This window comes from Pinibacter aurantiacus (assembly GCF_019130065.1).
GTDB classification, from domain to species: Bacteria; Bacteroidota; Bacteroidia; order Chitinophagales; family Chitinophagaceae; genus Pinibacter; species Pinibacter aurantiacus.
Genome location: NZ_JAHSPG010000003.1, coordinates 70,614 through 84,858, shown reverse-complemented (window position 1 = coordinate 84,858; position 14,245 = coordinate 70,614). Strand labels below are relative to the sequence as shown.

Here is a 14,245-nt window from a genome sequence, read left to right as displayed (position 1 = left end):
TCTTGCAAGAATTCTAATTTCTAACTTCTAATTCCTAATTCCTCCCATAGCTCACTCTCCAAATCTTATTACTCGTATCATCCGTAATCAACATCGAGCCATCTTGAAGTACAACAATGCCAACAGGGCGGCCGCGCACTTTTCCATGATCAAGATCTTCAATAAAGCCGGTTAGGAATTCTTCAGGATCGCCGGAAGGTTTGCCATTTTTGAATGGAACAAACAGCACCCTGTAACCGGCAATAGGCTTGCGGTTCCAGGAGCCATGCTGTGTAATAAACGCCCCATTGTGATATTTTTCAGGAAACATCTTTTTGTCATAAAATGCAAGTCCGAGAGATGCCGTGTGCGAGCCAAGAGGCACATCTGGCACTATCGCCCGCTGAACAAGGTCTGGCTGTACCTGCTCCACACGAGGGTCAATATGCTGACCCCAATAACAATATGGCCAGCCATAAAAACCGTTTTCTTTAACACTCGTTACGTAATCAGGAACGAGATTGTCTCCCAATTCGTCGCGCTCATTTACAGATGTCCAAAGTGTCTCAGTGCCTGGCGCCCAGCCCATGCCGACAGGGTTGCGAAGGCCCGCCGCATACACACGCATCCCTGTTCCATCAGGATTGACCTCGAGAATATCGCCTCTTAATTTTTCATTTTCTAAACCCTTCTCCCCATGGTCCGTGCCGGAGCCAATGCCAATATAGATTTTTGAATTGTCTTTGTTAGTAATGATATTTCTTGTCCAGTGACGATTGATTTTTCCATCAGGTAGATCAAGCAATTTTTCTCCGTTCGAAGTAATTTTAGTTGCTCCGCTTTCATAGATATAACGCACAAGTGCATCTGTATTTCCTACATAAAAATGATTGCCAATCAATAGCATTCCGAAAGGTTGTTTAAGCCCACTTAAAAAAGTTTCTTTCACCTCTGGCTTGCCATCGTGATCGGCATCTCGCAACAGTGTGATTCTGTTGGCACTTTTCTTCATGCTGTTGGATTTGTTGGCGCCTACAAATGCTGCTCCTATCTTTTCGAAGAAGCCATGATGCGTGTTCGATTCCGCTACCAGTACATCTCCATTTGGTAAGACATAGAGCCAACGAGGATTTTGCAAGCCATCATAATAAAGGTCAACTGTAAATCCTTCGGGCGCGATTGGTTTTGTGCCGTCCTTCCAGCCTTTTACGTTGCTGAAGTTCATGTGCGATTTGGTAGCGTTTGGAGGCGGCAAAGTATCTTTTTGCTGCCCGAAAGACAGCAACGGAGCAATCGTCATAATCAATAAAATGTATCCTGTTTTCATGGTCATTTTATTTGAGGTTGAATAATAGTTGAGGAAGAAAATGATACAGATATAGAGGTATATTCAAAAGACATGCCCTTGCCGCTGAACTTTGATTTTGCTTTAAAAATGAGTAGTTTATGGGGTAAAACACTGTTTATGAAATATAAGCTTCTACGGTCATTGGTTTTGGTTATCGTTATCTCTGTTGTTTCATTTAATACAGATGCACAGCAAAAAAGCAATTCAAGTGAATATTTTACAATCGAAAATTATTACAAAGTAAAATGGGGATCTGCCGGAGAGTTCATCGATCTGTGGAAGAAAAATCACTATCCTCTATTAAAGAAAGCAATCGAAAAAGGTGATATCATCAGCGTGACGGCACAAGCGCCAATGCTGCATTCAGGTGAAGATACAAGATGGGATTTTCGTGTAACGATTGTGTTTAAAAATGCTGCGCTGGCTTTCGCAGCGGATCTTCTCGATCCGTACAAAAAGCAGTTATATCCAGACCAGGAGAAACTAAAGAAAGATGAGCAACACAGGTTTGAACTGCTTATTTCACATTGGGACGTGATGATTGAACAGTTAATAATTAATAATTAATAATTAAAAATTAATAGGGGCGACAGCCGCTATTAATTGCAACTTCAAAACTCGCAAATTACCATGAGGTCAACATTTTTAGCAGAATGCAACACCTATTAATTGTTAATTATTAATTATTAGTTGCTACGATTGAATAAGTCTCGCAATACCAAACGCACAGCCAGCAGCAATAGCGCCAATAACGGTTACACGCAATGCGCCGCCCCACGGATTTACTCCGGTGATTTTGCTTTTAAAGAAACCGAATGCAAACAAACAGATAAGCGTAATAACTGCGGAAATTTTTAGCGCCTGCAATGGCGTATCAATAAAGAAGTAAGGCAACAACGGAACAATGCCGCCTGCGACGTAAGACAAGCCAATATTGAAAGCGCTGTTCCTTGCCCTTTTAGGATCTGGCTTGTCGAGGCCAAGCTCGTATTTCATCATAAAGTCAACCCACTTTTCTTTGTCTTTCGTCATCTCTTCAACAGCTTGCTCTTGCACATCTTCACTAAGACCAAGATTGGCAAAGAATTCTTTTACTTCTGCCTTTTCTTTATGGGGAACCGTTTCCACTTCGTCATGCTCACGTTTCAACTCGGAGTTATAATGATCAATTTCTGTTTTGCCTGCAAGATAACCGCCAAGTCCCATCGCAATAGAACCCGCCGCAATCTCCGCCAAGCCGGCAATCACAATTAAATGTGTAGAAGATACCGCGCCACTCAAACCAGCTGCCAATGCGAAAGGAACAGTAAGCCCATCGCTCATGCCAATAACAATGTCTGTAAGTATATCCGAACTCTGAAGATGTAGTTCTTTGTGTTGCTGGTCGTGCTGCATTGGGTAAAAGTAAAATGAATAATTGAATAGCTGAATAGACTGAATGAACTGAATAACTGAGTAACTGAATAACTGAACTTGAAAATTGACCTTTCATCAATAATTCGATTATTCAATAATTCAACGCCTCAGTTATTCAGTTACTCAGTTATTCAATTAGTCCAGCACCTTCAAGCTCTCCGCAATAATGCCCACGCATTCATCAATCTGATCTTTCGTTATTACCAGCGGAGGAGCGAATCGTATTTTGTCGCCGTGAGTTGGTTTAGCAAGCAAACCGTTTTCTTTTAGTTGCAAACACAGATCCCATGCTGCTTCGCGGTTTGCATGATCCACAACAATGGCATTCAGCAAGCCTTTACCGCGAATCAATTTGATGTGAGGAGAGTTCAATGCTTCAATTTTTTCTCTGAAATACTGACCCAGTGTTTCTGCATTCTCGGCCATCTTTTCGTCTATCAAAACATTTAATGAAGCCATCGCTACCTTGCAAGCCAATGGGTTTCCACCGTAGGTAGAACCATGTTCGCCTGGTTTAATGGTGAGCATAATTTCATCGTTCGCCAGCACAGCACTCACCGGCAAGGTGCCACCACTCAATGCTTTACCGAGTATCAAAATATCTGGATGTACGTTTTCATGATCGCAGGCCAGCATCTTGCCTGTTCTTGCCAATCCTGTTTGAATTTCATCTGCAATGAAAAGCACATTGTGCGCTTCACACAATTGTTTTGCTTTATTCAAATAGCCTTCTTGTGGAACCACAACACCTGCTTCACCTTGAATTGGTTCTACTAAAAAGCCTGCAACATTTTTATCCTGCAATGCATTTGCCAACGCATCAATATTGTTATAAGGAATGATCTCAAAGCCCGGCGTGTAAGGGCCGAATTTGCTGTAAGAAGACGGATCGCTGCTGAAAGAGATCACCGTGCTGGTGCGGCCATGGAAGTTTTCAGAACACACGACGATCTTTGCTTTATTGTCTTCAATGCCTTTCACCATGTAACCCCAGCGACGACAAAGTTTGATAGCTGTTTCCACTGCCTCAACGCCTGTGTTCATTGGCAATACTTTATCGAAACCGAAAATGCCGGTAATCATTTTCTCAAACTCACCCAGCAAGTTATTATAGAATGCACGAGATGTAAGCGTGAGTTGTTGCGCCTGTTCAATGAGCGCAGCGATAATTTTGGGGTGGCAATGTCCCTGGTTTACAGCCGAATAACCGCTCAGAAAATCGTAATAACGTTTGCCGTCCACATCATATACAAAAACGCCTTCTCCCTTGTTCAAAACAACAGGAAGCGGATGGTAATTGTGTGCTCCATACTTTTCTTCCAGCGACAAATAATAGTTGGTCTGTTCACTTACAGAAAGGGTTTGTTCCATGATAACAGTCTTTAAAAGTTGAAATAATAGTGCAGCACGCAGTTAGTGTCAACACAGTATTGCTAAAAAAATAAACGATAGGTGAAATTGCCCGCTAGACATAGCGGGTAGCACATAACCTAACCTCGATGATTGAGGAAATCAAGATTGAAAGAAAGAAATTGCGGTATGTGAATTAGTGTTCTGATATGTGCAAGTTAACGAATTAGTTGATACAGAGGAAGTGTGCTTTAATTAATAATTAATAATGAATAATTAATAGGTGTAGCAGTGAACGCGATTGTTGCCTTTCTGAATGTGCATATCTTAAAGCGTAATCAGAGTGAAACGTACAGTGGGATGGGTATTGGACCTCGGTTGCCTCATCGGTATTCTGATAGGAAGGAAAATTGGAACTTGTACCGTAGTAATCCTAATCAACGCATTAAGCAATGATCAACAATTATCTCGGTGCGGCCCTATTAATTTTTAATTATTAATTATTAATTGATTTACTCGCCAGAGTAAATCACCCCTGTCGTCGGCGTTTCGTATAATTCGATTCTGCTGAGTTTTGGTAAAACAGGTTTTAATGTGTTCCAGATCCAGATGGTAATATTTTCTGCAGTAGGGTTTTGCAGACCAGGTACGTCGTTGATCAGTTTATGATCAAGCGTATCGATGATAGGAGAGATGGCGTCTTTCAATTCTTTGAAATCCATGATCCAGCCATAATGTTCATCCGGTTTGCCCTGGATAAAAACTTTCAGTTTGTACGTGTGGCCGTGCATATTTTTGCACTTGTGACCTTCCGGTACATTCGGTAAAAAATGCGCTGAATCAAATGAGAATTCCTTATAAATTTCCATACTACCCAAATTTCAGGCTGCAAAAGTACAAAATTTGAAAATGTGGTAATTTGAAAATTTGAAAATTGAGCGCTTGATGCTCGATTTCCCTCATAGAAATGCACAGAAAGAATTTTCAAATTAGCACATTTTCAAATTTTCAAATTATTGCGCCAGGCGCAATAAAGCCTGCCAGGCCTCGCTCACCTTGCCCTCGTTTAGCAGTTCTGCGGCATGTTGAGCAATTTGTCTTGTTTTTTCTTCGCCTTTTGACTGAAGGCATACCGTTAGCTTTTCGTTGAACGAGGCTTCTGCGGTCGGTAAAATGTCCACATTGGCCAATTGTCCCAAGTGATTGCCTGTCAGTGTTTTATGCTCTTTTATAAAAGTAGGAAGTTTATCTACACCAATCCCAAGCTTTGTGTTTGGCTTTTCCACCTCAAACAAATTATCCGGTGTAATTCGGGCATACCAGTTGCTTCCCAACCTTGCGACATGGTGTATTTTACGCTGATCGATCATGCCTTTGTTGTCCAAAATAGTTTCGTCGATATGCATGCAGAGGACCTCGCAGATAACAAGATTTCCGGCGCCGCCATTGGTTCCCAACGGTTTAACTTCAATAACCTTGCACTCCAGTTTTATTTTGGATTCCTTTACCATTGGCGGTTTTACCAGTGTCGCAGGTTCTTGCGTAAAGCCCGCCTTTAGAAATTCGTTTACACCTTTCTCATATTCGCAGGAGGCAAGACTGGTCTGTTGAACCATATCTTCATCCACAATATTGATCACCACTTCAGGCACTTCCTGCACATTCAGCAAGGAATGTTTTACGGTATTATCTCTCACCCTACGGCTCGGAGAAAAGATTACAATAGCCGGGTCCGACGAAAACAAATTGAAAAAACTGAACGGGCTCAAATTCACATTGCCTTCCGCGTCGATCGTGCTTGCAAACGCAATCGGTCTTGGTGCGATGGCGTGTTGCAAATATTGCTGCCTTTGTACCGTCGTTATTTTACTAAGATTAATGAGCATGTTTTTTCAATTGTAAAATGGAGTAATCAGTGTCTTCTTTTACAATAGTATTGGAGAGTTTGCCCAGGGCATCAATTTCCATGTCGACTACGTCGCCATCCTGTAACCATTGCTCTTTATAGTCCGGGTTTTCCAATTTGCCCGTACCGTTTAATTCAAGGAAACATCCTGTGCCAACAGTACCGCTGCCAATAACATCACCCGGATAAAGCGTTACGCCATAACTCGCACGTTCAATTATTTCAGCAAACGTCCAATCCATGTCTGCAAGGTTTCCCGTGCTCACCTGTTTGCCATTGACAAAACATTTCATGGCAAGATTCCAGCTTTTGCCTTCGTGGTTTGGTTTCGCAGGCACTTCGTAGTTTGTTAGCTCATCTTTTGTAACCAAATATGGCCCAAGCGTTGTAGAGAAATCTTTTCCTTTCGCAGGTCCGAGGTTTAGCAACATTTCTTCCATTTGCAAAGTGCGGGCACTCATGTCATTCATGATCATAAGGCCGCCAATATAGTCATCTGCGTCTTTCGCTTTGATGTTTCTGCCTTCCTTGCAAATAACGATCGCACATTCCAGTTCGAAATCAAGTTTGTGAAAATGATCTGGCATGCAAGAAATTTTTCCTGGTCCTTCCACTGCCTGGTGATTGGTAAAGTAAAAGATCGGATATTGGTCAAACTCAGGAATCATGGGCACTTTACGGTTACGACGCGCAGCAGCTACGTGCTGACGGAACGCATAGCCATCTCGCATAGATGTGGGACGCGGAACCGGAGAAAGCAACTGCAGCTGATCAAACGGTGTACTGGTTACAACCAATTTTCCACTAATAATTTGTTCCAATGCCTGTGATGCCAGTCGAATCTGCGTATCCCAATCACCAAGGAACAACGCCATTTTTGAAAGCAACTGCGGATGCAGCGTTTGCATATCATACACATTGCCTTCATGCAGCAAACCCAATTGCTCACTGCCTTTTTCGATATAAGAAAGAAGTTTCATTTATTTTAGGAATTAGGAATTAGAAATTAGGAACTAGAAAAGTGAACTAAGAATTAGGAATTAAGAATTAAGAATTCTTCAAAGTGTGATCACTCAAACAACTCTAATTCCTAATTTCTAACTCCTAATTGCTCGTTACTCCGCCCAACTCATAATATACCCCTCATTCTCTATCTCCAGTGCTTCCTGGGTAAGCATGAGCGGGTGGAACGTATCTACCATTACGGCGAGTTCCTTTGTTTCTTTTGCACCAATGCTTTTTTCCACCATTCCCGGATGTGGGCCGTGTGGAATGCCAGCAGGGTGCAATGTGATCATGCCGCGGGTTACATTTTTACGGCTCATAAAATCGCCGTCAACGTAGTAAAGCAATTCATCGCTGTCAATGTTGGAGTGATTGTATGGTGCAGGAATGGCTTGCGGATGATAATCAAACAATCTCGGTACGAAAGAGCAAACTACAAAGTTGTTGGCTTCAAAGGTTTGATGCACTGGTGGCGGCTGGTGCACACGACCTGTGATCGGTTCAAAATCGTGAATGCTGAATGCAAAAGGATAGCAGCATCCATCCCAACCTACAACATCAAACGGATGCGTTCCGTAATGCAGGTCGTACATGATGCCCTTCTTTTTTGCCTTGATAAAAAAGTCGCCTTTCTCGTCAATGGTTTGCAGGTCCTGAGGTGTGCGAATGTCTCGTTCGCAATATGGAGAATGCTCCAGCAATTGTCCATATTTGCTTTGATACCTTTTCGGAAAACGGATCGGACTGAATGATTCAACAATAAACAGCCTGTTATTTTCAGTAGCAAATTCTATTTGATAGATAGTGCCTCTTGGCAACACCAAATAGTCTCCGTAAGAAAAAGGCAACTGGCCGTAAACTGTTTTCAGCACACCACTTCCTTCATGCACAAAGATCATTTCATCAGCGTCGGTATTCTTGTAGAAATAGTCTTTCATGCTATGCTGAGGCGCGGCCAATACGATGTGGCAATCATTATTTACCAAAACAGCTTTGCGACTATCGAGGAAATCCTTCTCAGGTTTTACTTTAAAACCGTCGAAGCTATGATGTGCCAATGTATGCTGCTGTGCGATCTTCGGCGAAACGTCTTTGCCAGTCACAGCTTTTATAATCTGTGTTGGCGGATGTACGTGATACAACAAAGAATAATCATTGGAAAATCCTTCCGTTGAAAAAAGCTGCTCCGAGTAAAGCGTACCATCCTTCTTGCGGAACTGCGTATGTCGTTTATGAGGGATTTCCCCAAGTTTGAAATAGTGTGGCATGGCTAAGCAAGTTGTGTGTTATGAGTTTTAATTAAGTAAAAATTAAAAAATCAAAAGTAAAAATGATGCTAACATTATTTTGAGTCTTCATTTCTTTTAAAAAACACTCAGTGCGACTGCATTACAAGCTTTTGATTTTTTACTTTTTACTTTTGAATTATCACGAAACTTTCTTATAAATTTCCTCTTAATGCCTGTTCTCTTTCGATGGCTTCAAACAATGCTTTAAAGTTGCCTGCACCAAAGCTTTTAGCACCTTTACGCTGAATGATTTCAAAGAAAAGAGTAGGTCTATCTTCCACAGGCTTTGTAAAGATCTGCAATAAATAGCCTTCTTCATCACGATCAACTAAAATGCCCAATTCTCTTAGTGGAGCAATGTCTTCGTCGATTTTGCCTACACGAGCAGAAAGCTCATCGTAGTAAGCACCCGGAGGAGCCGGTAAAAATTCAACCCCACGGGCTTTCATTGCTCTTACAGTTGTCACGATATCTTTTGTTGCAACCGCAATGTGCTGAACGCCTTCGCCTTCGTAGAATTCAAGGTATTCTTCAACCTGAGATTTCTTTTTGCCTTCTGCCGGTTCGTTAATCGGAAATTTTACATATCCATTACCGTTACTCATTACTTTACTCATCAAAGCAGAGTATTCGGTATTGATTTGTTTGTCGTCAAATGACAAAATATTAGTGAAACCCATGATTTTTTCATACCACTCCACCACCGGTATCATGCGGTTCCAGTCAACGTTACCCACGCAATGGTCGATATATTGTAAACCTGTTGGCTCCGGATGATAATTTGTTTTGTACTCAACAAACCCTGGCATGAAAACGCCTTTGTAATCTTTTCTTTCTACAAACAGGTGAACGGTTTCGCCGTATGTGTAGATGCCACACATTTTCACTTCGCCATTGTCATCCATTAATGTAGTTGGTTCCATATAAACTTTGGCACCGCGTGAAGTAGTTTCTTCAAAGGCACCATAAGCATCATCCACAGACAGCGCAAGGACTTTTACGCCATCGCCGTGTTTTTTAACATGTTCTGCGACCGGGCCTTCAGAGCGCAATGCAGTAGTGAATATCAATCTGATTTTTCCTTGTTGTAAAACATAAGAAGCTCTGTCGCGAACACCTGTTTCTGGGCCAGCATATGCCAGATCCTGGAAGCCAAAAGCTGTTTTATAAAAGTGTGCGGCTTGTTTAGCATTACCTACGTAAAACTCAACGTGGTCAGTACCGTTAAGTTGTAAAAAGTCGTGTGCGGCAACCACCTCAGGTGCGCCTGAATTTGAAGCAATCATGTTTAATTTAGTATTAAGTGAAAAATAAATAGTATCGGTGTATAGCAACAAACGCAGCTGCATAAAGCATACTGGCATTGCATAAGAACTATGTAACGGAGATTAAATGGCCGAGTCGGTTGCGAGCGTCACCATGAGGAAAATGTAGTGTCCACGCTCGTCAGAAAATATTTTATGAGAATAATCTGGTCTCAAGCTGTTTCGTGTTAGTACAAAGTAAGTGTTTTTTACAGGTATCAGCAAAAGGAGTTTGTTAAAAGGTAAGGGGTATATTTGTGAGTATGGAGGAAAAAAATCTCTACATTATTGCTGGATGCAACGGTGCGGGTAACACTACTGCATCGTTTACAATATTACCGGAGATGTTGAATATTAAGGAGTTTGTGAATGCTGATGAAATTGCAAAGGGATTGTCTCCCTTTCAACCGGAAGGCGTTGCTCTTGAAGCGGGAAGAATAGTGCTGCATCGGATTAATGAATTATTGACCGAGAACAAAAGTTTTGCTTTCGAAACCACTTTGTCTACCAAAAGCTACAAGAACAAGATCAGGGAAGCAAAAGAAAAAGGCTATAACACGATCCTATTATTTTTCTTTTTGAAGGATACTGAAATAGCAAAAGATAGGGTAAAAATAAGGGTTTCAGAAGGTGGCCACAATATAGAGCCTGAGGTAATTGAAAGACGATACTTCGGCGGAGTAAGAAATTTGTTCGATATTTACCTTGAAATTGTGGATGAGGTTCTCGTTTTTGATAATTCGGACGTTGAGCCAGATTTGATAGCTTTAAAAATGCCTCCGCATGACATTCAAATCGTTGATCAGAAAATGTTTGATAATATAAAGTTGGTTTATGGACAACATAAATAAAGCGCTGGAACGCAAAGAAAAGATTCTACTGGGACTTAAAGAGTCCAGCAGAAGACTTATTGAATTTAAAAAAAGCAAGAAAACGGATTTAGTTGTTTATCGAGACGGCAAGATTGTAAGAATTAATCCAAACGATATTAAACTTTAATAAGTACTAAGTCTACAAATCAGACTTGTGTACAAAGTAATGTTCCGGGAAGTTCAATTCCGGGACATTTTTTTTATCAAAAATGCCATATACAGATGCGCCGCTTCCGCTCATAGAAGCATACAAAGCGCCTTGGGCATAAAGCTCGTCTTTGATATTTTTAATGGCAGGATGCGCGCCAAAAACGGCATCTTCAAAATCATTTTTTAGTGAGTCTTTCCAGGTTGATATTGGCTGCGCAATGATTTCTGACAAAGAATGACTAGCCGGCGTTGGTGTTATTTGAGAAAACGCCCAGCCTGTGTTTACGTGTATGCCTGGATTTACAATTATGATTTTGTGCCCCTTCAAAACAGGAATGTCAACCGGTTGCATTATTTCTCCTCTGCCTGTAGCAATGCAAGGTTTATTAATGATGAAAAAAGGGCAATCGCTTCCTAGTTGAAGTGCGAGATCTATTAACTCGCCAGGCGATAATTTCAGTTGAAATTTTTGATTGAGTAATAGAAGTGTTGCGGCGCCATCAGAAGAGCCTCCTCCCAAGCCAGCTCCAAGTGGAATGGCCTTGTGCAAATGCATGTATACAGGCGGTAGATCAAATTTTTGCTTTAGCAAATCATAAGCTTTCACGCAAAGATTTTTTGATGGGTCGCCATCAACCGCAATGCCTGTTGCTTTAAATGAGAATGTATCTGCCTGAATGATCTCCAATGCATCTTTCAATGCTATTGGATAGAAAATGGTTTCCAAATCATGGTAACCATCGTTACGTTTCCCAACAATATGAAGGCCAAGATTGATTTTGCAAATGGGAAATGAAATCATTAGAGCTGCTTGTAGAGACAAGGCACCGCCTTGTCTTGAAAAAAATGCAAATTTATCAATACAAGACAAGGCGGTGCCTTGTCTCTACGATTATCAGAATAGTTATCGTTTTCTGTTGTTTATTTCGTCGCGGATGGCAATGGCGCGAATGTAATCTTCCTGCTCTAACACCTCGTTGAGCAAGGTGTTCAATTCTTCCAGTGTTAGTGCTTTCAGATCTTCATTGTGCGACATTTCTTCTTTTTGGGAAACGGTGGCGGTAGAGGATGATTTCTTTTTTTTGCCGGTGTCTTCCATTAAAATGCCAGCGCTTTCCAGAATATGTTCGTAAGTATAGATCGGGCAACCGAAACGAACGGCCAAAGCCAATGCGTCTGAAGTGCGGGAATCAATTTCAACTGTATCGCGTTCGCTTACGCATAAAAGTTTGGAGTAGAAAATACCTTCCTGCAAATCGCTGATAACGATTTCTGTAAGGTCAACATTAAAAGCGCTCATGAAGTTTTTCATGAGGTCGTGTGTCAGAGGGCGGCTCGGATGCATTTTTTCCAGCGCTACAGCAATTGCCTGCGCTTCAAAGCCTCCGATGACAATCGGTAAACGGCGAAGTCCGTTCACCTCACCTAAAACCACTGCATAGGAATGTGTTTGCGTAATGCTGTGCGATAGGGCCACAATTTCTAATTCTATTTTCCTCATATAATTAAACACATCCGCTTTTTACAAACGGACTTTTATGGTTGAAAGGCAAATATAAGAATTTGATATCTGAAAAAAGGAGGAGAATTTGGGGGAATTGAAAATTGAAAATTGAAAGTTGAAAATGAGCTTGAGTGGGGAAAGTATCAATACTCAAGATCGAATTATTAATGAAAAAAGTGGAAAACAGGAATTTTTCAGTCCCATTTTCCACTTTCAATTTTCAATTTTCAATTATTTCAGTTTCTTAACTGCGTCAATGATTTTTGGAAGCACTTCAAATGCGTCTCCTACGATACCATAGTCCGCGGCTTTGAAGAAAGGAGCTTCCGGATCTTTATTGATCACAACAATTACTTTACTTCTGTTTACGCCAGCCAAATGCTGGATGGCACCGGAAATACCCACTGCGATATAAAGATTTGGTGCAATTGCCAGACCCGTTTGGCCCACGTGCTCGTGGTGAGGGCGCCAGTGTGCATCTGCTACCGGACGGCTACACGCAAGCGCAGCACCGAGCAAGTGTGCAAGCTCTTCCAGCATACCCCAGTTTTCGGGTCCTTTCATGCCACGGCCACCACTTACTACTACTTCAGCTTCACTCAATGGCACTTCGCCTGTTACTTTATTGGTAGCGGTAACTTTTACTTTTGGAGCATCAACTGCTGCATCAAAAGCCACCACTTCTGCTGTACCTGCTCCTTCGGTAACCTGGAACGCATTTGGGTTCAAAGCAATGATCTTAACATCGCTGTTGATTGCCACATTTGCGAAAGCTTTACCGGAGAAAACGGTTTTCTTAACGGAGAAGCCATTGCTTGTATCTGGGAGTGCCATTGCACCTGTAACGAGTCCTGCCTTCAATTTTGCTGAAAGGCGGGGAGCAATCGCTTTCCCGTCAACGTTATTGGAAAATACAATTACTTTGGCGCCGGTTTTTTCGGCCACCTGGGCAATTACTTTTGCATATACCTGGCCATCAAGATGAGCAAGGTTGTCGTTTGTAACCTGGTGGATCTTTTTTACACCATATTTACCAAGACCAGCTAAATCATCCTGCACTTTTCCCAATACCACACCTTCTGCTGTTGTACCTAGTTGTTCAGCAATTTTTGCACCATAAGAAAGCACTTCGTAAGAAGCCTTTTTAATGTGACCATCCGCCTGATCGATATATATTAAAACTGACATGAGGTTAATTTGAAAATTTGAAAATTTGATAATTTGAAAATGGGAGAGCCGATGAAAATTTGAAAATTTGAGAATTTGAAGATTTGAAAATTGTTTATGATCGATCGGTTTATTAGAACTTCGGAGACCCTCATTTTCAAATTTTCAAATTGCCACATTTTCAAATTAAATGGCTTTTGCTTCGTCGTGAAGCAGTCTTACCAATTCTTCTGCCTGATCGGCGGGAATTAGTTTAACACCTGATTTTGCAGGAGGTAGTTCAAAACCTACAACACTTGTAAGATTGTCCACCGCAACGGGTTCTACCACTTTCAAAGGTTTTGTACGTGCAGCCATGATACCGCGCATGTTTGGAATGCGGGCTTCAGCCATACCTTTTTGGCAACTAACTACCAAAGGCAATTGTACCTCGTTGATTTCTTCACCGCCTTCAATTTCGCGTGTGATGGTGGCAGTTGTACCGTTCAAATCAAATTTTGTAGCAAGGGCAACATATGGAAGATCGAGCAATTCTGCTACCAATCCTCCGATAGAAGACCCGTTATAATCGATTGTTTCTTTACCTGTAAACACAAGGTCGTAAGCGCCTTGTTTGGCAACTTCTGCAATTTGCGATGCGATGTAAAAACTGTCGTGATTATCGGCATTTACACGAATGGCCTCATCGCCACCCAATGCCAGTGCCTTGCGGATAATGGGTTCAGCATCTGCACCTCCTACTGTTACAAGGTGAAGCGTAATGGAACTGTCTTTTTCTTTTAGTTCAAGGGCGCGAACCAAAGCATACCATTCATCATAGGGATTGATGATCCATTGCACACCGTCCTGTGCAAATTTCGTGTTGTTATCGCTGAAGGCTATTTTTGCCGTAGTATCCGGCGTCTTACTAACGCAAACTAAAATCTTCATATCGCAAATTTAAGTTGACTAAAAA

The 14,245-nt window shown here is 41.6% G+C and carries 15 protein-coding genes; 3 read left to right on the top strand and 12 right to left on the bottom strand.

The genetic code is table 11. The features are described 5' to 3' along the window. Nucleotides 1–34 precede the first annotated feature (34 nt). The gene (locus KTO63_RS06220) at nt 35–1,306 is read right to left on the bottom strand and encodes a PQQ-dependent sugar dehydrogenase (RefSeq protein ID WP_217790381.1); all 1,272 of its coding nucleotides are present in this window, start codon (nt 1,304–1,306) and stop codon (nt 35–37) included. Nucleotides 1,307–1,444: 138 nt separating this feature from the next. On the opposite strand from KTO63_RS06220, the gene KTO63_RS06215 reads away from it, so the two are divergent. Continuing rightward, the gene (locus KTO63_RS06215; RefSeq protein WP_217790380.1) at nt 1,445–1,894 is read left to right on the top strand and encodes an EthD domain-containing protein; all 450 of its coding nucleotides are present in this window, start codon (nt 1,445–1,447) and stop codon (nt 1,892–1,894) included. Nucleotides 1,895–2,020: 126 nt separating this feature from the next. Here the strand turns inward: KTO63_RS06215 and KTO63_RS06210 are convergent, their stop codons facing one another. The 7 genes from KTO63_RS06210 to hppD all read right to left on the bottom strand — a co-directional run bounded on the left by KTO63_RS06210 (nt 2,021) and on the right by hppD (nt 9,579). Next, nucleotides 2,021–2,722 (bottom strand): VIT1/CCC1 transporter family protein, encoded by a 702-nt coding sequence (locus tag KTO63_RS06210; protein ID WP_217790379.1) that lies wholly within the window; start codon nt 2,720–2,722, stop codon nt 2,021–2,023. 156 nt (nt 2,723–2,878) lie between these two features. Beyond that, the gene (gene rocD, locus KTO63_RS06205) at nt 2,879–4,114 is read right to left on the bottom strand and encodes an ornithine--oxo-acid transaminase (protein ID WP_217790378.1); all 1,236 of its coding nucleotides are present in this window, start codon (nt 4,112–4,114) and stop codon (nt 2,879–2,881) included. Between the two features lie 491 nt (nt 4,115–4,605). Then, nucleotides 4,606–4,962 (bottom strand): 6-carboxytetrahydropterin synthase QueD, encoded by a 357-nt coding sequence (gene queD, locus KTO63_RS06200; protein ID WP_217790377.1) that lies wholly within the window; start codon nt 4,960–4,962, stop codon nt 4,606–4,608. A 144-nt stretch (nt 4,963–5,106) separates the two neighbouring features. Beyond that, a complete protein-coding gene (locus tag KTO63_RS06195) occupies nt 5,107–5,979 on the bottom strand; it encodes a flavin reductase family protein (RefSeq protein WP_217790376.1) in 873 nt (290 codons plus the stop codon). Continuing rightward, nucleotides 5,969–6,979: a fumarylacetoacetate hydrolase family protein gene (locus KTO63_RS06190; protein WP_217790375.1), complete on the bottom strand. Its 1,011-nt coding sequence runs from the start codon at nt 6,977–6,979 to the stop codon at nt 5,969–5,971. Before KTO63_RS06190 ends, KTO63_RS06195 begins: the two co-directional genes overlap by 11 nt. Before the next feature lie 135 nt (nt 6,980–7,114). Beyond that, entirely contained in the window at nt 7,115–8,272 is a 1,158-nt protein-coding gene (locus KTO63_RS06185; RefSeq protein ID WP_217790374.1) for a homogentisate 1,2-dioxygenase, read from the bottom strand. Between the two features lie 173 nt (nt 8,273–8,445). Then, a complete protein-coding gene (gene hppD, locus KTO63_RS06180) occupies nt 8,446–9,579 on the bottom strand; it encodes a 4-hydroxyphenylpyruvate dioxygenase (RefSeq protein WP_217790373.1) in 1,134 nt (377 codons plus the stop codon). Nucleotides 9,580–9,860: 281 nt separating this feature from the next. Between hppD and KTO63_RS06175 the strand changes: the two genes are divergently transcribed. Next, nucleotides 9,861–10,448 (top strand): zeta toxin family protein, encoded by a 588-nt coding sequence (locus tag KTO63_RS06175; RefSeq protein ID WP_217790372.1) that lies wholly within the window; start codon nt 9,861–9,863, stop codon nt 10,446–10,448. Continuing rightward, a complete protein-coding gene (locus tag KTO63_RS06170) occupies nt 10,432–10,596 on the top strand; it encodes a hypothetical protein (RefSeq protein ID WP_217790371.1) in 165 nt (54 codons plus the stop codon). Before KTO63_RS06175 ends, KTO63_RS06170 begins: the two co-directional genes overlap by 17 nt. Before the next feature lie 12 nt (nt 10,597–10,608). Here the strand turns inward: KTO63_RS06170 and ispE are convergent, their stop codons facing one another. The 4 genes from ispE to KTO63_RS06150 all read right to left on the bottom strand — a co-directional run bounded on the left by ispE (nt 10,609) and on the right by KTO63_RS06150 (nt 14,220). Continuing rightward, nucleotides 10,609–11,421, bottom strand: coding sequence for a 4-(cytidine 5'-diphospho)-2-C-methyl-D-erythritol kinase (gene ispE, locus KTO63_RS06165; RefSeq protein WP_217790370.1), 813 nt, complete (start codon nt 11,419–11,421; stop codon nt 10,609–10,611). A 102-nt stretch (nt 11,422–11,523) separates the two neighbouring features. Then, the gene (locus tag KTO63_RS06160; protein ID WP_217790369.1) at nt 11,524–12,120 is read right to left on the bottom strand and encodes a bifunctional nuclease family protein; all 597 of its coding nucleotides are present in this window, start codon (nt 12,118–12,120) and stop codon (nt 11,524–11,526) included. A gap of 234 nt (nt 12,121–12,354) precedes the next feature. Next, nucleotides 12,355–13,311: an electron transfer flavoprotein subunit alpha/FixB family protein gene (locus KTO63_RS06155; RefSeq protein ID WP_217790368.1), complete on the bottom strand. Its 957-nt coding sequence runs from the start codon at nt 13,309–13,311 to the stop codon at nt 12,355–12,357. 165 nt (nt 13,312–13,476) lie between these two features. After that, nucleotides 13,477–14,220: an electron transfer flavoprotein subunit beta/FixA family protein gene (locus tag KTO63_RS06150; protein WP_217790367.1), complete on the bottom strand. Its 744-nt coding sequence runs from the start codon at nt 14,218–14,220 to the stop codon at nt 13,477–13,479. Between the last annotated feature and the right edge of the window lie 25 nt (nt 14,221–14,245).